The 18,790-nt window shown below is 40.9% G+C and carries 16 protein-coding genes and 1 pseudogene; 2 read left to right on the forward strand and 15 right to left on the reverse strand.

Features of this window, described 5'->3' with window-relative positions; genetic code table 11:
- Positions 1-243 precede the first annotated feature (243 nt).
- The 10 genes and pseudogenes from fdxB to nifH all read right to left on the reverse strand — a co-directional run bounded on the left by fdxB (position 244) and on the right by nifH (position 9,554).
- A complete protein-coding gene (gene fdxB / locus PGX00_RS11040) occupies positions 244-540 on the reverse strand; it encodes a ferredoxin III, nif-specific (protein ID WP_272136193.1) in 297 nt (98 codons plus the stop codon).
- Between the two features lie 42 nt (positions 541-582).
- Entirely contained in the window at positions 583-1,071 is a 489-nt protein-coding gene (locus PGX00_RS11045; RefSeq protein WP_272136195.1) for a NifB/NifX family molybdenum-iron cluster-binding protein, read from the reverse strand.
- Positions 1,068-2,375 carry a nitrogenase iron-molybdenum cofactor biosynthesis protein NifN gene (gene nifN / locus PGX00_RS11050; RefSeq protein ID WP_272138040.1) on the reverse strand — a complete coding sequence of 436 codons (1,308 nt, stop codon included), beginning with the start codon at positions 2,373-2,375 and terminating at the stop codon, positions 1,068-1,070. Before nifN ends, PGX00_RS11045 begins: the two co-directional genes overlap by 4 nt.
- A gap of 146 nt (positions 2,376-2,521) precedes the next feature.
- Positions 2,522-3,906: pseudogene (gene nifE, locus PGX00_RS11060) on the reverse strand (nitrogenase iron-molybdenum cofactor biosynthesis protein NifE).
- A 206-nt stretch (positions 3,907-4,112) separates the two neighbouring features.
- On the reverse strand, positions 4,113-4,403 hold the full coding sequence (locus PGX00_RS11065) for a DUF6129 family protein (RefSeq protein ID WP_272136199.1): 291 nt from the start codon (positions 4,401-4,403) through the stop codon (positions 4,113-4,115).
- Positions 4,404-4,492: 89 nt separating this feature from the next.
- Positions 4,493-5,143, reverse strand: a complete 651-nt coding sequence (locus PGX00_RS11070; RefSeq protein ID WP_272136202.1) for a NifB/NifX family molybdenum-iron cluster-binding protein — start codon at positions 5,141-5,143, stop codon at positions 4,493-4,495.
- A gap of 30 nt (positions 5,144-5,173) precedes the next feature.
- The gene (gene nifT / locus PGX00_RS11075) at positions 5,174-5,395 is read right to left on the reverse strand and encodes a putative nitrogen fixation protein NifT (protein WP_272136204.1); all 222 of its coding nucleotides are present in this window, start codon (positions 5,393-5,395) and stop codon (positions 5,174-5,176) included.
- Between the two features lie 87 nt (positions 5,396-5,482).
- The gene (gene nifK, locus PGX00_RS11080) at positions 5,483-7,054 is read right to left on the reverse strand and encodes a nitrogenase molybdenum-iron protein subunit beta (protein WP_272136206.1); all 1,572 of its coding nucleotides are present in this window, start codon (positions 7,052-7,054) and stop codon (positions 5,483-5,485) included.
- A gap of 75 nt (positions 7,055-7,129) precedes the next feature.
- Positions 7,130-8,599 (reverse strand): nitrogenase molybdenum-iron protein alpha chain, encoded by a 1,470-nt coding sequence (nifD, locus tag PGX00_RS11085; RefSeq protein WP_272136208.1) that lies wholly within the window; start codon positions 8,597-8,599, stop codon positions 7,130-7,132.
- A gap of 76 nt (positions 8,600-8,675) precedes the next feature.
- Complete coding sequence (gene nifH / locus PGX00_RS11090; protein WP_272136210.1) at positions 8,676-9,554, reverse strand: nitrogenase iron protein; 879 nt, start codon at positions 9,552-9,554, stop codon at positions 8,676-8,678.
- A gap of 407 nt (positions 9,555-9,961) precedes the next feature.
- On the opposite strand from nifH, the gene PGX00_RS11095 reads away from it, so the two are divergent.
- Complete coding sequence (locus tag PGX00_RS11095) at positions 9,962-12,247, forward strand: glycoside hydrolase family 9 protein (protein WP_272136212.1); 2,286 nt, start codon at positions 9,962-9,964, stop codon at positions 12,245-12,247.
- A gap of 133 nt (positions 12,248-12,380) precedes the next feature.
- On the opposite strand, the gene PGX00_RS11100 is transcribed toward PGX00_RS11095, so the two are convergent.
- The 5 genes from PGX00_RS11100 to PGX00_RS11120 all read right to left on the reverse strand — a co-directional run bounded on the left by PGX00_RS11100 (position 12,381) and on the right by PGX00_RS11120 (position 16,721).
- Positions 12,381-12,830, reverse strand: a complete 450-nt coding sequence (locus tag PGX00_RS11100) for a PTS sugar transporter subunit IIA (RefSeq protein ID WP_272136214.1) — start codon at positions 12,828-12,830, stop codon at positions 12,381-12,383.
- Positions 12,827-14,062: a PTS ascorbate transporter subunit IIC gene (locus PGX00_RS11105; RefSeq protein WP_272136216.1), complete on the reverse strand. Its 1,236-nt coding sequence runs from the start codon at positions 14,060-14,062 to the stop codon at positions 12,827-12,829. The genes PGX00_RS11100 and PGX00_RS11105 overlap by 4 nt, the downstream gene beginning before the upstream one ends.
- Before the next feature lie 29 nt (positions 14,063-14,091).
- Positions 14,092-14,361 (reverse strand): PTS sugar transporter subunit IIB, encoded by a 270-nt coding sequence (locus tag PGX00_RS11110; protein ID WP_272136218.1) that lies wholly within the window; start codon positions 14,359-14,361, stop codon positions 14,092-14,094.
- A 290-nt stretch (positions 14,362-14,651) separates the two neighbouring features.
- On the reverse strand, positions 14,652-15,122 hold the full coding sequence (locus tag PGX00_RS11115; protein WP_272136220.1) for a hypothetical protein: 471 nt from the start codon (positions 15,120-15,122) through the stop codon (positions 14,652-14,654).
- Positions 15,123-15,380: 258 nt separating this feature from the next.
- Positions 15,381-16,721: a glycosyltransferase family 4 protein gene (locus PGX00_RS11120; RefSeq protein ID WP_272136222.1), complete on the reverse strand. Its 1,341-nt coding sequence runs from the start codon at positions 16,719-16,721 to the stop codon at positions 15,381-15,383.
- A gap of 344 nt (positions 16,722-17,065) precedes the next feature.
- Here PGX00_RS11120 and PGX00_RS11125 point away from each other — a divergent pair, with 344 nt between their 5' ends.
- Positions 17,066-18,769: an alpha-amylase family glycosyl hydrolase gene (locus tag PGX00_RS11125; protein ID WP_272136225.1), complete on the forward strand. Its 1,704-nt coding sequence runs from the start codon at positions 17,066-17,068 to the stop codon at positions 18,767-18,769.
- Positions 18,770-18,790 lie beyond the last annotated feature (21 nt).

Consider the following 18,790-nt stretch of genomic DNA (forward strand, 5'->3'; position numbering starts at 1 on the left):
CTGCAAGCACCACACCAAAAATCACATTAACTTTATCTACTTGATATTATTGAAAATTAAAATATGTGAACTTGATCAGGTTTTCGTCTTCTGCACTTTTTGAACGGTTTTGTTACAAACCAACGATAAGATTGTCGTAAAGCTGACAATCCATTGTCGGCCAAGGCAATTATTGGGAACTATCTGTGACAAAAAAGGAGAGTAAATACTCTCCTTTTCTTTAACTGTATACAAAAAACCTAACTATGCGGGTGCTACGACAGGCTCAAAGCTATGGCAGTTTTTTGGACAAACTTTTGCGCAAGAGCCACAGCCAATGCAATCTAATTCATCTTCGATGACCATTGTCATCATCATTTCATCTTCATCATAGTAATCATCGTCTTCGTCAATATCTTCTTTTTCGACAAGATTAAAAACGTCTCTCGAACAGACTTTATAGCAGCGCCCACAACCGATACAGCTATCACTATCTAATGCTTTGATAAAACTCGGTTCCCAGCTTTCACCACCTCTGGTTAATCCTTTAATTGTACTCATTCGAATATCCTTATTATTCACTAAAGTTTCTGCGTTGGTTATTTACCACTCTTCATCCATTAATCGGTCTAAACGCTCTTCGACATGATCAACCGCCAGTTTTTTACGTTCTGATAGCTTTAATGCCCTCGCTAACCAACCCATAGGTTGACCTTTTAATTCCGCTTGAATATCTGCTATCTGGGTGTGAATATTTGCCCCTACCGATACTTTTACGGGATTAATATCATGAGACAACAACTGCCGAATAGCCGCCGCTCCGCATGCATTACAATAAATCGCAGAGCATTCTTCTAAATCACTAATACGAGCGGGTAACTTGTCATGTGTATTTTCATCAATTGTTGGGTACTCAATCGCCTCAACCAGAGACCATCGTTCTTCTGAAATACCATAGATAAGTACACATTTAGCCATGCCAAAATGCTGATCTACGTGGTGCCTATCTCTCGTAGCAAAGGCAACCTTTAGGCTAAACTGCTCCGCATTTGGTAAGGGTTCAATATGAAGCTTTCTTTCACTCTTTATCATGCGCTTTCCTTCTGCGTCACTTCTGATGCTCCAAACCTATAAGCACTGATATGAGGAGTAACCTCGTCAACATGGTTTTGTAGCAATCGGTTAGCCAATGCAAACAACCTTTCTCGGCTCCCTTCATAACCAAATTGTCTAATATCCATATTTCCGAACTGGTCATGACAAGGGTAACCCGCTCGTATGACAGGAATATCGGGCTCACAAAGTTGTGCCGCATGAGTATTACTAATTACCGCGGAAACACGGCCCTTAGAATCCTGCAATTGCGAAGGACTTATCCTCAAGTCTGAAGGATTGGCCTTACAAGGTAAGAGCATGGACAAGTCACCAATAATCACTTCTTCAGCTTGTATTTTTTTCAAGCCGGCTGTATCAAGCGTGGATACTACACGAGCTATTTTGGCGCCTACACTGTTTAATAAGCGGGCATAGCCAAGTGCTAAATCAGGCTCTAAGCCAAGTGACAATGAAGCATTAGTCAATAAGAAGTGAGTATCGAGCATCGCGTCTTGCAACCGTTTTCTAGACCGCGTTATCCAATCTGGTACAGGCGTCGTGCTCAACGAAGAAAGCGCCATGACCAACTCATCCATCGCTTCTAACCCCATGCCCATATCACTAACTATATAGTCAATACTAAAGCGCTTTTTAAGCCATTTTGCAGTCGGTAGCATTGACTCCCCAATAACTATTGTGGCAACGCTTTCCGACATCAGTTCTATTTCCTGAACGGATGTTCCGCCGGTACTTAAGGCTGAGAAATCATCGTTTGCAAGGTGACCATCTAACGAAAGCGATAAGTCAGGAACAAATATTGAATTTAGTTCGAATGCTTCCAAATATCTTTTAAGCGTTTCAATATCAGCACTACTCATTCCCACCGAGCAAAGCACATTAACTTGCTTACGAGCGCGAACTAAGCCACTGGGTGGCTGAACTAATTGTTTAACCACGCTATCAACAGCGTGGGCAAAACCCGTCTGCATCGAACCCACAAAATCTGGCGTAGCCATGCTTACAATACGAATCATTTCATATTGAGGATGATCTTTTTTAAAATCCATAATGATTCTGTGCGTATCACACCCTTGCATCTCTGTTAGGCCAGTCGTCATTACCGTGATCAATTCCGGTGAATTTTTCTCGCACAGTAATTTAAGTGCTTGGTATAGGTTTTCATCACCTCCCATAACAGCGGAAATCTGATCGATGGCGGTGTTTTGCAAAGGGATAGGTTCACGTAGATGCTGGATCAAATAAACCTTAGAAAAAGCTCCACACCCTTGAGAACCATGCATCAATGGCAAGGTTTTTGGAAACCCAGGCTCGCTAGGGTCGCGCCCGTAGCTGGACTGGTTTTCAACGGTTGTGTCGCCAAAGGAGAGCGTGGTTTGATAATTGTAGCCATATAAATATCCTTACAACTTAGACAAAGATGAGCGTTTTAGTTTCTGTCTTTGTTCCACGGGGCGTTACTGTTTACCGCAGACCATATAGGGCTCTCTATTGTTCGACATAACTCTTTTGCCATGGTGATCATGCCTTCATATCCGGCGTAAGCGTGTTCTCGTTCTTGGTTTATATCTAAGAATGGTAATCGAGCTTTAAGCGCGGTGTACATATTACGTCCACCGGCAATCATGACGTCGGCATTACTCCGATAATAGGTATCAAGCAGTAACCTCGCACCACCTTCATCAAGCATAACCGCATCTTTGCCCATAATTTCGACAATACGATTTTTGTCTGACTGAGTGGATTTTTTTGTTCCCGTGGCTATTGTCTCAACGCCTAATTCACTCAGTGCCGATATAACCGACCAAGACTTTACTCCTCCGGTATACAGCAGTGCTTTTTTCCCTTTTAAGATGCTGACATAAGGTTTGAGTAGTTCTCGTACTCTTTTTCTTCTCGTGCTATCACTTGCTCAGTATGCTTCGTAAGTTTTTCATCATTCAACAAGGCCGCAAACTCTCTCAATGCCTTTGAGGTATCTTCAATGCCATAAAAACTCCCTTCAAACCAAGGTATCCCCCAGTTTTCTTGAAGTTTACGAGCCACGTTTATCTGTGCTCTCGAACAGACCACCATAGAAGCATCTGCTCTGTGCATCGTCTGGATCTGATGAAACTTAGTATCACCTGCCATACAACAGAGCACTCGTAACCCAAGCTCTTCAAATAGAGGCGATACATGCCAAAATTCGCCGGCGATATTATATTCACCAATCAGCACAATATCGTGAACCTTACGTTCAGGATCATGCTTCATGAATGGTTTTTCTGGTGGCTCTGCCGAACCAACCACCATATTTACCATGACTTCGCCAGCAATACGGTTACCTAGGTTTTTGTTGCCATAAAAACCAGCTGCGTCGACATGAATCACTGGCACGTCATATCGCTGCTGGGCCAGTTCGCATATTGCATTTACATCGTTCCCTTCTAAGGCTGGAACACAGGTCATATAGACAAATACGGCGGGCGGGTTATGCTCGGTGATGAGCTGTTTTATTGCGTGTAGTAGACGTTTCTCAGCTCGGCCCATAATGACATCTTGTTCGTTTAAATCTGTGGTAAATCCTAGCCTAAACAGATTTTTTCCTGTTGCCCTTGTTCCTCGGTTATTCCAACTATTACCAGCGCAACCAATGGGGCCATGAACAATATGACCAACATCCGCAATCGGTAGCAAGCTGATTTGCGCACCATCGAAGGTACAACCACCAGCCGTTGCTCCTGGTATCGGACGGCTACATCCACTCTTTTCTTCTTTATTATGCTCACATGCTGGTTCATCCTGAAGTAACCTAATCTCAGATTGTTTCATTGCGCCTCCTGCGACTTACTTTTCTGGCTACGCTGTCAGTAAAAAGTTAGCGTATTGATAACTGTTATTTACAATAAGAACCTGCAATAAGAACGCCAAACCATAACCTTTTGTTTTTAAATAACTAAAAAATAAACCACACGACCAAACACAGACAATTGTCATAAAGACGACAAAGCAGAAATTAAAGAAGGAAAAAAAGCGCTTCACTCTTCGTGAAGCGCAATCACAACACCATTACAACTGCTAATATTGTGGGTTAAGTGACTACAGCTGCCCTTGCTTACGCAGACCAAATGCAGATCAAACGTAGCAAAACGGTAATACGGTTCACGCTCACCGATGTCATCCTCGGAACAGAGAGTAAACTTCAAATGAGGATAACTGGTTCGAACCTTTCTTAACGCGAGATCATCAATTGTGTCTAGGTTTTCAATTAGAAACCCTAACTGTTTAATCTCCGAATCTTCAACTGCAATAGCTAATACTGATTCCATAACGCTCCTCTCTAGCAACCATAGTGACTGCGTTAAATAAGATGAATAACCTTTCTTTGCTTACCAGAAGTGCTTTTCTGTCAATATCATCAATCAAGCAACTTCTTCATCCATGGTGGAGGGTTATTTGCAATGACTTCACTTAAGTCCGACAAGATGGCGCTAGCACTCATAGGCGCTGTTTTTTTAACGGGATGAATAGAAGCACGCGTCACCTTAGCGGCTGCCGGCCCACCGATTGATAGAGTAAATAATATTTGACAATCACGCAGTTGAGAAAGCATATAGTCCGAACGAACTTCCCCTTTTAGGCTATTATCAGCGGTTCGTATATCAACCAATTGAAACTCTTTTTCATTCACTTCGTAAATCAATACCCGCATACACGAGCCATAGTGACCATTTAACATTTCACCATGATTAGAAGTAATAGCAACTCGCAATTTGGGGCCAAAAATCGGTGGCAACTCAGGAATTGAGGGTGCATCAATTGACTCTACAGCCTGATTGGTCAATATCGCCAAGGCAGATGTTATGTCTCCACGAGACACTGAATCGTCGAGTGACGACACTAAAATTCGAAAAGATTTTGGTGATAAAGTTTTAATTTTTTGCTCTGAAAGTGGCTCTCCTAAATGCTGTATAAGTAAACCAATTAAAGATTTTATATCGACATTTGGTAGCGACTTTGTCGCCATCGCTAACCTTAATGCCGCCTCATTTGAAATGTTCGCATCCATACGTCATCCTCCAATTTTCTCAGCTTACAATTAAGCCGCCTGTAGCCGTTTTGCTCTTATGGTGATAGGTAACTTAGGTTTACTTACCATCGGTTCAATATGATAAATAGCACCATTAGCGAGGTGTATCTCTCCTCCCCATTTCTCGTCCGTATCAAATTCAAAATGTGTCACTAGCTCTTCTAAATCTTTTTTCGGTAGGTATAACGAAAGTTTTCCTTGCTCGGTATACTGAATCATTACATTTGCCATTGGGGCATCCTTTTGAGTGATGGCTAACGTGCTCATCATGCATAGCTAAAAAAGGCCACTAGCATCGCTACTGGCCTTCCACTTAACTTATCTGACTAAATCAAAACCAAAGTCTGTTTTACCCAAAACGCTGGTTTCTCTATCTTGCTTAGCCAATACTTCATTCACTAACGTTGTTAGAATGTACATTGCACCTTCATAGCCAAGGGTCGTACTACGATGAAGATGATGACGGTCGAAAATAGGAAAACCTATGCGAACGAGTGGTACTTCAAACTCTTCACCTTTGGCTTTAGTATCACGTTCAATAAATTTGCCGTAAGAATTACCAATCATCAGGTCTGGTTTATCGGTCAAAACAAGTGAACGGAAATGCCATAAGTCTTTACCCACATAGACTTCAGCACTTGCTCCATATGGAGTCTCAGCCAATTGAGCTTCTATTTTCTTACGCCAGCGCTTGTTACCATTGTGACAAAGCACATGCTTAATCTCACAACCCAGTTCCGTTAAGAATTTTGTCATACCGAGCAGATAATCAGGGTCTCCGTATAAAGAGATACTCACGCCATGTAACCACGAATGGGAATCGGTCATCATATCAACAAGACGACCACGCTCTTTCGTAATTGACTCTGGGATAGGCTTTCCAGATATCTCCGCAACTTTCATAACAAAACTATCTGTCGCTTCCAGCCCCATTGGGATACTGAGTGCAGGGATATCTTGTTTCCATGTATTGGCTATGAGTTTGCGTGTTTTAGTTAAATGTTCCGGCTGTAGGAAAATTGTCGCCTTTGCATTAGGAGCATCTTGAACTTCGGCGATAGGTGTTCCGCCTGCATACATACGATATTCACCGTCGGCTGGGGTATCCAACACCTCAGAAGGATCAGATAGGAATGAATATTCAACACCCATTTCTTCGAGCATCCGGCGTATCACTCTATAATTGCCTAAATAGGTTTCAAACCCAGGAACAATATTGATTTTTCCATTGCTGCCAACGACTTTATTTTCCATCTCTTTACGAGTGAAATAGCCAAGGAACCCTTCAAACATGTTATCCCAACCAGTTAGGTGACTACCTACAAAGCTTGGTGTATTGGCAAAGGGTGTTGGTAGCGATTCAGGAATAAAGCCTTTGTCTTTGGCGTTCCCGGTGAATGCATTGAGATCGTCACCAATAACCTCGGCCATGCAAGTGGTCGATACCGCGATGACCTCGGGCTTATACAGTGCGTATGAATTTTGCAGGCCGTAAAATATATTGTCCTGACCACCAAATACCGCTGCATCTTCTGTCATTGAGTCAGAAACACAAGCGACTGGCTCTTTAAAATGGCGGTTAAAATAACTTCTAAAATAAGCAACGCACCCTTGAGAACCGTGTACATAAGGTAAGGTTTTTTCAAAACCGAGTGCACAAAGTACCGCACCCAAAGGCTGACATGCTTTTGCAGGGTCAATCGTAACGTGCTTACGTTGAAAGTTTAGCTCTTTGTATTCTTCTGTTGTTGTCCATTCAAAGGTCTCTTTTACCTTTGCGTCATCAACAGCATCTTCATGGGCGTTTCGCTTGTTGGCAAACATTTCCGTGTATTCCGGCTGTTTGAACAAGTCATAACCAGTTTTGATATCGTCAATTTTCTGGCTCATATATACTCTCCTACCGCGCCACTAATCTGTGGACTGCGTTCGGTTATCAACTGATGGAAATCCTTTCCACCTTAATTACGCTGTTTTTTCCAACAACGCTTCTGGCTCTTCAACAAGCCAAGGGGCTTTGATTGCACTCCAACACGGATTATTAATGGTTAAGTCCATATCCCGCGCGAAAATAGCAAATCCATCGACACCATGATAAGGGCCTGAATAGTCCCAACTGTGCATCTGTCTAAATGGGAAGCCCATCTTCTGAAAGACATATTTTTCTTTGATACCTGAGCCAACTAGATCTGGATTCAATTTTTTTACAAACTCTTCCAGTTCATATTCCGTTGCATCATCAAACAATAACGTGGCGTCTTTCACTTCTGGCGTCGTTTTTACGTAGTCATCGTTATGAGCGAATTCATAACCCGCACCGACAATTTCCATGCCTAGGTCTTCATAAGCACCGATGATATGACGTGGACGTAAACCACCGACATACAACATCACTTTTTTACTTTCTAAGCGTGGACGATACTTCTCAATTACTTGCTGCCATTCTGCGCGATAACGCTCGATAACGGCTTCGGTTTGAGCTTGTATTTTTTCATCAAAGAACGCGGCTATTTTACGCATTGATTCTTCAATTTTTGTCGGACCAAATAGGTTGTACTCTATCCATGGCACATCGTGCTTCTCTTCCATATGACGAACGATATAGTTCATGGAACGATAACAGTGAACAAGGTTGAGTTTTACTTTTGGTGTATTTTCCATTTCAGGAAGCGTACCGTCACCAGACCATTGAGCAACAACACGAAGTCCCATATCTTCTAAAATAATGCGCGACGACCATGCATCACCACCGATATTGTAGTCACCAATAATGGCCACATCGTAAGGAGATGACTCAAATTCACGCTCGCCCGATTTTGATAAGACATGATCGCGAATGGTGTCGTTCGCAATATGGTGGCCCAATGACTGAGAAACACCACGGAACCCTTCACAACGAACAGGGACAATAGTTTTACCTATCTCTGCACCCTTCACTTTCGCTACCGCTTCAATGTCATCACCAATTAGACCAACTGGACACTCAGACTGAACCGAAAGTCCAGACGAGAGTGGAAACAACATTTCTAACTCATCGATAGCCCCTGATAATTTCTTATCACCACCGAAAACAATGTCACGCTCTTGAAAGTCTGTGGTTACGTTTAATGTGCCGAATGTATCAACACCTGTTGTACCAGTATAATAGTTACGACGACCCGCACGAGAATACTGTCCACAACCGACAGGACCATGAGAAATATGGATCATATCTTTCACTGGCCCCCAAACCACCCCTTTTGAACCTGCGTATGCACAACCACGAACAGTCATAACACCGGGAAGAGATTTACGGTTAGAGGTAATACATTTACCATCGGCACTGCTTGTATCATTTACTGCAAGGTGTTTAGAACGTTCATCACGAGCAACCTCGGGATATACCTCCAACACCTCATCAATCAATGCTTGAGTTTCTTCTTTATTCATCGACATTTCTGCCTCCAAATTTGGTTATAGCTTTAAAGTCATTGCTAAGTTAAGTCAATTTAAGCTAATTTAAATCAAATACTTATGCCGCAACTTGATCTGCAGTTTTACCAATAATTGATTCGTCTTCTTCATCTATAAGACCAAACTCCATCAATAGATCTTCAAGCTCATCCATAGATACTGGTGTTGGAATAACAAACAGTTCGTTGTCGATGATTTTCTTCGCTAGAGTGCGGTACTCATCAGCTTGTTTACAACTTGGGTCATACTCAATAACGGTCATACGACGAATCTCTGCACGCTGTACAATGTTGTCACGCGGAACAAAGTGAATCATTTGTGTACCTATTTTATCCGCAAGAGCCATAATCAGTTCATCTTCTCGGTCAGTATTACGAGAGTTACAGATAAGACCTGCTAGACGTACAGTACCTGTCGTAGCGTACTTACAAATACCCTTAGAAATATTGTTAGCAGCGTACATTGCCATCATTTCACCAGATACAACGATATAGATTTCTTCTGCTTTGTTTTCACGAATTGGCATGGCAAAACCACCACATACCACATCACCAAGTACGTCATAGAACACGAAATCTAGATCATCTTCGTACGCGCCTTCTTCTTCTAAAAAGTTTATCGCTGTAATAACACCACGACCAGCGCACCCAACACCTGGCTCAGGACCGCCAGATTCAACACAGCGAACGTCGCCATAACCGGTTTTCAGTACATCTTCTAACTCAATATCTTCAACCGTACCTTCCTCTGCCGCCATTTCCATAATGGTATTTTGCGCCTTAGAGTGAAGAATCAAACGAGTAGAATCCGCTTTAGGATCACAACCGATAATCATTACCTTTTTGCCTGCCTCAGCTAAAGCGGCTACTAGGTTCTGAGTTGTTGTTGATTTACCGATACCGCCTTTTCCGTATATTGCACATTGACGAATTGCCATAATGGGTCCCTCCATAGGATGATTGAAAAACAATTCGTATTTATATCTGCGAAATTCACGCCACAAATAGATTTTTATGTATAGTATTGATATATAAGATAAATATAATAAATGCGCGAGACACAACAACGAGCAATAACACAAAGAACCTTACAATTAGTAAGTGTATTGTTCGCTTCAAAACAAAATTGTAGGTGTCGGTAACGGTTTTAAAATAGCAGACAGATTCTATGCTCTAAGAAGCAGTATCGAATCAACCATGAAATGGTTTCATCGACCTCAAACGGCTTGCCGATAGAATCACGAATTTCGACAATATAATCTGCTATTGTCAAAAAACGCTAGCTAGGCCAAAGAGTTAAACTAGGTTATTCCTTAATTTAGCGACACGCGATTAAGGAGTATATATGCAAAAGAAAATCTCTATTCTACTCATAAGTTTAACCAGCGGAATATCAATGGCTTCAGCTGACGAGATGATTCGAAATGGCTCATTTATAAATGGCATTGACGGATGGTGGACAGCTGGCGCTACTGTTTCAACGGATAACAAACAAGCTTGCATGAATATCGCAAATCCTGGTGCTAATTCGTGGAGTATTATCATTGGCCATGCCGGTGTTGGTCTCGAGCAGGGAGAGAAATATATTCTCAGTTTTGACGCTTATGCCAATGTTGACACTGAAATTAAGACCTTAATTCAGCATGAGGGGCCGCCATATACTCACCACTTCGTAAAAGATACGATTATCAAACAGGAAACCAATTCTTATCGTTATGAATTTACGCAAGAAGGTGAGAGCGATGCTGGTGCAGAGTTCCAGTTTCAGATGGGGGCGAAAAAAGTAGCAGAAATCTGTGTTTCCAATATATCACTACTTGGTAAACCCTATATTGAATCTGCAAATCTATCACCGATACGTGCCAACCAACACGGCTATTTACCCAAATCAGATAAATTTGTTTTTTTAGCCAGTGATTCAGATGAACCAATACGTTGGACATTGAAAAACGCGCAAGGTATTAGCATTGATATGGGCCGAACACTGCCAACCGGGCTAAACAAAGCCTCTGGCGAAAAACTTCATAGAATCGATCTTTCCCATTACACAACAGAAATAGAGGGATTAACCGTATCCATAGGTGAAGAGAAAGGCTTACCGTTTGATATCGGTAGTGACGTTTTTCATCGCTTAAAACACGATGCACTCAGCTATTTTTATCAAAACCGTAGCGGTATTGCGATTGAAGAACAGTATGTTCAACGACCAGATCTTGCGCGCCCAGCGGGACACGCAAGTGACAACGTCACGTGCTTCGATAAAAAAGACGCATGGGGAAACAATTGGCCAGGTTGTGATTTCACAATAGATGCGACTGGAGGTTGGTACGATGCTGGTGACCACGGTAAATATACCGTCAATAGTGGCATCTCAACTTGGACACTTCTTAACCTTTACGAACGTGGTAAGTGGCTTGAAGGTGCTAATAGTCCATTTGAAAATGAATTGGTCACCATTCCGGAGGCGAATAATGGTGTCAATCCAGTACTTTCCGAAGCACGTTGGAACATCGAGTTTATGCTTTCAATGCAGATACCCGAAGGTAAGAGAGTATCTGTACCTGTCGGTAACCAATCGAGTGACAAAAAACTAGAACTCACTGAAATTAACGCCTCATTTCTCGCTTTTCACAAAATAGCCGATGAAGCCTGGACAGGAATGCCCCTTCCTCCACATAAAGACACACAAAAACGTTATGTGGGTCAGCCCAGTACCGCTGCAACTCTAAATTTAGCCGCTATTGGCGCACAATGCGGGCGTATCTGGAAGGATATAGATAAAGACTTTTCCGACCGTTGTATAACTGTGGCAGAAAACGCTTGGCAAGCTGCAAATCAACACCCTGAGATATTCGCATATGACAACTTTACAGGATCTGGTCCTTATGACGATCTGTCACTAAGTGATGAGTTTTATTGGGCTGCAACAGAACTATTTATTACGACTGCCAACGCAAAATACCAACAGGTTATGGAAACCTCACCACATTACCTAGATTCACCTAAAGGAAATCTGGCTTCTGATGGTGACATCTTTTGGCAATATACCGCACCACTTGGCACCATCAGTCTAGCGGTTGTACCAAATTCTTTAAATCAAACTGAGATAGATAAAGCCAGAGCTGAAATAGTGAAAACAGCACAAAATTATCAAGCTCAAATACATACCGAAGGCTATCACATCCCTTATTCCGTTGAAGAGTACCCTTGGGGATCAAACTCGAACCTTGTTAACCGATCTATTTTCTTGGTGTATGCCAATGATTTTACTCAAGACATCCAGTTCTTAAAAAGCGCAGCAAGTGCAATGGATTATTTATTGGGTGCTAACCCAATGAATATCTCATATATCACTGGCTATGGTACTCGTGCAGCAGAAAACCCGCACCATCGATTTTGGGCAAAAGCGGCAGATGAACAATCACCGGCACCTGCGCCCGGAGCACTCATTGGTGGTCCAAATTCAATCAGCTTTAGTGACCCAATTGCCGCAACGATGAAAGGGAGTTGTACTGGGCAAACCTGCTATAGAGATAATATAGGCGCATGGTCTCTTAACGAAATAACTATTAACTGGAACGCCCCATTGGTCTGGGTTACTTCAGCTTTAGATGAAGGAAAACTAAACTAAATTGGCGTGGCCGTACAACAAAACCTAGCCGATAACGTTTCCAAGTTTACAGGAAGCCTCAAAGGTACTAGGTTTTGTTTTCGTCATTTTTTATTATTTGACGGCATTTAGTTATATTACAAATTATTAATGTCTAATAAGCTTGTAAAATTTCTATTATTTCTGACTCATTATTTGCAGCAATAATACGATCTATGTCGTCATCATTTTGAAACAGGTTTGATAACGCCATAATCGTATGAATGTGGCTGTCAGAGTCCATTGCAGCTAAAGTGATCGCCAGATAGACCTCACCGTTATCACTTGATTCCAAATCAACACCATTTTTGAATACTGTTACCTGTAATGCAGCTCTATTAACGCCATCTTCTGGTCGAGCATGAGGCATCGCAATTTTTGGTGCTAAAACATAATAAGCACCAATATCCTTATGCTTCTCTTTAATCGCTTCCAGATAGCTCGGTTCCACATCCCCTCTTGATAATAAGACGGAACAAGTTAATCCCAATGCCGAATCTACTGATAAATCTCTTTCTGAAGTGATGACAACGCCATCACTTCCTACAAGGTCATACAAGCTCATGAAACAATCCAACCAAGAATCAAACCAACCACACCAAAGTCAAAGTCAGCAAACGTCGTCGCTTCAAGTCCTAAGCCACCAAGTACTGGAAGCAATAGCATCGGTAAGAACGAAATACATAAGCCCTGAGCAAAAGAACCCAAGATAGCACCGCGTAACCCACCTGTTGCATTACCGTACACACCCGCAGCACCACCAACGAAAAAATGAGGTACAACACCAGCGACAATAATCGTCCATCCTAATAGACCTTGAATACCCATCGCTACAAGACCAGCGGCGAATGAGCATAAAAAGCCAATTAGCACCGCATTTGGGGCGACAGGAAATACCATTGGACAATCCAATGCAGGTTTAGCTCCGGGTACTAGATTATCTGAAATGCCTTTGAATGCTGGAACAATCTCGGCGATCAGCATTTTTACACCTTGCAGTACAATATACACACCACCTGCAAAGATTAACGATTGCATAAAGGTAAATACAACCCAGTTTTGCCCGTCTGCTACCGAAGTAACAAATTCACCACCCGCAATAATAGAAGCTAATAAAAAGAACACCGACATAGTCGTCGCAACAGCCACGGGTGTATCACGTAAGAACATCAAGCTTTTAGGCATTTGAATATCTTCTGTTGTTTTAGAAGTATCGCCAAACTTACTACCGACATAACCAGAAACAATATACGAGAGTGTTGAAAAGTGTCCGATAGCTAGTTGGTCCGTACCCATCACTTTTTCAGTATATTTTTGACCCAATGCTGGCATTATAACCATCAAAGAACCAACCAATATAGAACCGATAGCGATTAGAGCAGCTCCAGTTATCCCAGCAGTTGATAAGATTACCGCAACCAACATTGACATAAACATCGTATGGTGACCGGTTAAGAAAATGTATTTCAATGGCGTAAATCGAGCTAATAAAATATTGACTACAAAAGCGAAAAACATTATTAACGCCATTTCATAGCCGAACGCTTCTTGCGCTAATGCTACAATCGCTTCATTATTTGGAATAACACCACTTACACCAAAAGCTTCAGTAAACACGACTGAAAAATTATTTAGAGCGCCAACCAGTGCACCCGCACCAAAGCCGAGAATTAAAAAACCCATCACGGTTTTAATTGTTCCCTTTAATATTGTTGATATGTCTGACTTTTGAGCGACAAGACCAACAAATGCAATTAAACCAACCATTATTGCTGGCTCTTTTAATAAGCCAAGCATGAATTCAAAAAGTTTTCCATTATAGTTTCCTACAAAAATGTTTTTAGTTGTTGTTCGATGGATTCTTTGTCAAATATATTTTTTAAACTGACTATGTTTTTCTTTCCTGATTCTTCTAATTGGGCAGCTATATCAGTTGCTGCAACCCATATATCCGCTTTACTAGACGCTGAAGAAGATAAATCCTCATGATCAACTTCAGCTTCAAAACCGAGTTTCTTTACCACTTCTTTTACGGCCATTTCCATCATTAAAGATGTTCCTAATCCGTTCCCACATACAACTAAAATTTTTTTCATATTATTTTTTCTCGCATTGGATTATATAAAATAGATATTTTTTCGTTCAGGCCCGCGATGAATCATACAAGACTGGATAAAAATCAAACAAGATCACCATCACAAAACCAAATTGTTCTTGTGATGGTGATCGCATAAAATTACAATTTAACTTAAATTTTGATCGACCTAATTGAAAGACTAATAGAAATAAAAATATATTTTTGGGAAAATAAAATGGAAGTGATTAAAAAAAGTGATAATAAATCTAATATATTATCTGTTTTTAGGGATATGATTTTATGAATATACTATTTTCCATAATCGGAGAGTATTTTCTTAAACAAACGATTTACATTTTTAGTTTTTTTATTTCTCTTGGTTAATTGTTTTAGTGATTTAGGTGCATCTTCATCGACATTTATTGCATCAGAGTCTTCTTTTTGATCGATCATTTTTTGTACTACTGGCAATAGCATGCGTATTTCTTCATTATTAGAATTAATAAGCACAACTATATTTTCAGACTCAACTTGCGAGATGGTAAGTAATCCATGTTTAACAGATTCAACTTGAACCCCTACCATGATGGATTCCGGTGGTACGGATCTATCCGGAACATTTCCTTTCCGTAATTTTGTCGCACTGACTGAACGAATATTACCTGTATTTTCAAATGCGACAATAACGGTGTGACAATTATAATATTCCACTACTGTCACGTAACCATGCTTATTTGTTTTAAACCTAGCTCCTATTTTCATATCTAGTGGAGCATCCATCTTTTTCACCAGCACTATCTCTTATACCTTGAGGTTATTTACAGTAATATTTCTTGAACCAATTAATCTACACTTTCTTTGACTAATATGGTATCAAAATTATCAAGTATCCATAACCCTAAGCCCATTCGCTTTTTTAACCCTCAGCAAACTAAGCAATTTTTCTGTTTGTATGAGCATTAATTAATCATCTTCTCTGCTTTCAACGTTTAAGCGCACACACGCTCTGTAGTTGAACGCTGTAGATTGAAGCGCCATTCACTCAGTAAAAATATTGCCTAGAAGTAATTTCAGTGCGGGATACGAAAATTTTTTCTCGCCGATAAGATAATTGTTCTGTGTTCGGGTGTTGCGTGTTTCGTTGTCAAATAGATAGGTTATCGTTTCATTTGCGGCTGAATTCAACATATCAGCATCAATATAGGCCAGACCTTGTGAGTCGATTTTATGAGTATTCCCTAAATCAATAATATCAAATTTATAATCTGCAATATCAAGGTCGTACACTGGATAGCGGTAAACCACCATAGGTAACTTGGCGATCAACCCTTCTAGAAACTGATTGCCCCATCCTTCTAGCAAACTAGGGTAAGTGATGATGTCTGCATGACAATAGACATCCCATAACGAATACACCTTAGCTCCTTCCTTTTGACTGCGAGAGTGACCAACCCAATCGTTGATAAAAAGAAGCTCAACCCCTTTTTGCTGTGCTTTGTTTTTCAAAAGATCAAGATAACTTTCTTCTTCGCACATTCCTGCCAGAACCAAAATAAGGCGACTTTCTGCGGTAAACTTGGCACCGTTATAGAGTTCTCTCCCTTGTAATATTTCTCGTTGTTGTTCAATTTTGTCTAGCAAATCAATAGCTAGTTCAATACCTTTTCGCGCAACAATTCTCGTGGCCTGCAGGAACATCACATCGTGAGGCTGGATACCAAATCGACTTCTTAAATCTTGATTATATTCATCAATTTTCCAATCGCTGCCATGAAAATCAAACACATTGGGTACGACGACCGCATCGATATTTCTGCGTTCCTTAAGCTCTTTTTGTGCAATTCGATTAATCACACAATGTTTAACTAGTGGATGATTAGGTGGAAAAATAGAGTCGAGTAATTCACTAATACCTGAAGACGTTGGATTAGAGTATTTCACGCGTTCCCAATGAAAATCATGATGATGACAAATCACTTTGGTCTGAGTAACCTTTACCGCACTCATCAACCCCATTGCAGCAGGTAAATGATAGCCAAGGGACCAAATGTTGTTTGGTACAATGACATCAATGTTACGTTTTCGGATCACATCAATAATACTCTCAGAAATAGTATCAGCGCGTTCCTCAATAGCGTCTATCAAAGCCTCGTCCGAATCATAATCGGTTTGCTCTACGTAGGCATTAGAGATTATTTTGTCGTTAAATGGTTCTAGGTAATGCAGTGCTGGTATAAGATCAGCTTCGCAGCTACCTGCGCTTCCGGCCAAGTAAAAAACATGATGCCCCATGGCTTCGAGAGCCCATTTCCATTTGTCCATTTCTAAGGAAACTCCATCGGTTTCCCCTACTCGAAAGTGCGCTAATAGTATGTTCATCAGGTTTCCATTTAAGCTGGCATTAGATACAAAAGAATAATATTTGATTGTGCAGGCAAGGTTAGAACCAACCAATGAATCTGCCAATCCACATCCGTTAGAAAAGTGACATCGCTCACAACCACCAAAACCGGTTTTGGCTAATAACAAAAGTGCGATCTAGCTCAACATTTAACCAAATGAAACTGTACTAGACTAAAAACAAGATAACTATTATCAACAACCATTAATTAGTGAGATTTATTCTCATTATTTTTTAATTAGCTCCAAAACCGGTTTTGTAGTGAGTTCAGAAGACTTTATAACTCATTAATTGAAACAATAGATATTGTGGAATTTCAAAAATGACCATAGAAAACAGTACAGTAAAAAGGTTAACGACAAGTTTACAACAGATCCTTGCTGGTGTTTATTCTCCTGCCCAGCTCGCCCAACTTGTTCCACAACTGATTAATGCAGCATCAGGATACGAAACGCCTAAAAACAAAAAGATATGGGTCGACCAAAGCGATATCATGCTAATCACCTATGGTGATTCAATCGTAAGAGATGGAGAAGCCCCTCTAGAAACGCTTAATGGATTTCTCAATACCTATGCTAAGAGCTTTCTTTCTGCTGTACACCTTTTACCTTGTTACCCTTACACTTCTGACGATGGTTTTTCAGTCGTTGATTATTGGGAGATCAACCCTGAGCTCGGTAACTGGACAAACGTTAAAACACTCGCTAGTGATTATGAACTAATGTTTGATGGGGTGATTAACCACATTTCACAATCTAGTGAGTGGTTTCAAGGCTACTTAAAAGGCGAAGAACAATACCGTAATTTTTTCGTCGAAGCCAATCCAGATAGGGATTACAGCTCCGTTACCCGACCTAGGGCTTTACCACTTTTGACACCTTTTGAAACCTCCGATGGCACAAAGCATATCTGGACAACGTTTAGTGAAGATCAAATTGACCTAAACTTTCGTTGCCCTGAAGTATTTCAAAAAATTGTCGAATTACTGCTATTTTATGCTGAACAAGGCGCGTCCTTTATTCGTTTAGACGCCATAGGCTTTATGTGGAAAGAACTAGACACACCTTGTATTCATCAACCACAGGTACATGCTTTGATTCAGGCCATGCGAGCCATACTCGATGCCGTTGCTCCGCAATTAAAGCTGATTACTGAAACCAACGTTCCACATGCAGACAATATCAGTTACTTTGGCAACGGTGAGAATGAAGCCCACCTTGTTTATCAATTTCCATTACCACCATTGACTCTTCATACATTACAAACCGGTGAAAGTGACAAAATAGTCGATTGGATGGCGAGTCTAGAGCCTTGCTCTGACAAAACTACTTTCTTTAATTTTCTCGCATCACATGATGGTATCGGTGTGCGCCCCGTTGAAGGTATCTTAAGTAAAGGGCAAGTTGAAAACCTAGTCAAAGGTGTTGAAACCAATGGTGGCCGAGTCTCATATAAAGATAATGGCGATGGAACACAAAGTCCTTATGAGTTAAATATTAACTACTTCGATGCCCTACGCGACATAAACACAGACGAACAAACCAACCTGAATCGCTTTATGGCAGCACAATCTATTTTGCTTTCTATGGCAGGTGTTCCTGGTATTTATATTCATAGCCTTTTAGGTTCTAAAAATGATACTAAAGGACTAGAAACACTCGGCTACAATCGAGCAATTAATCGAGAGAAACTCAACGCCGATACAGTAATAGAAGAGCTAAACGATCCAACGTCTCGACGATATCAAGTACTAGAGCGTTTTGAGAGCCTATTAACTCTGCGTAAAAACGAATCTTCATTTATGCCAAGCGCATCTCAGCGCGTGGTTAAGACTGACTCCCGTTTAATTACTTTTGTACGCAATGAAAAAATTGCGGTTGTAATTAACATTAGCGATGAACCCGTAGAATTGAAAACTTCAACATTACTAAGTAACTTAAAGAAGGACTTAATCTCGGGTAATCAAATAGAAACAACCATGATACTTGCACCCTACCAAGTTATGTGGCTATGCAACAACGATTAAAATGTCGACGTTAAAGTACGA

Source organism: Vibrio algarum (assembly GCF_028204155.1).
Taxonomy (GTDB): Bacteria; Pseudomonadota; Gammaproteobacteria; order Enterobacterales; family Vibrionaceae; genus Vibrio; species Vibrio algarum.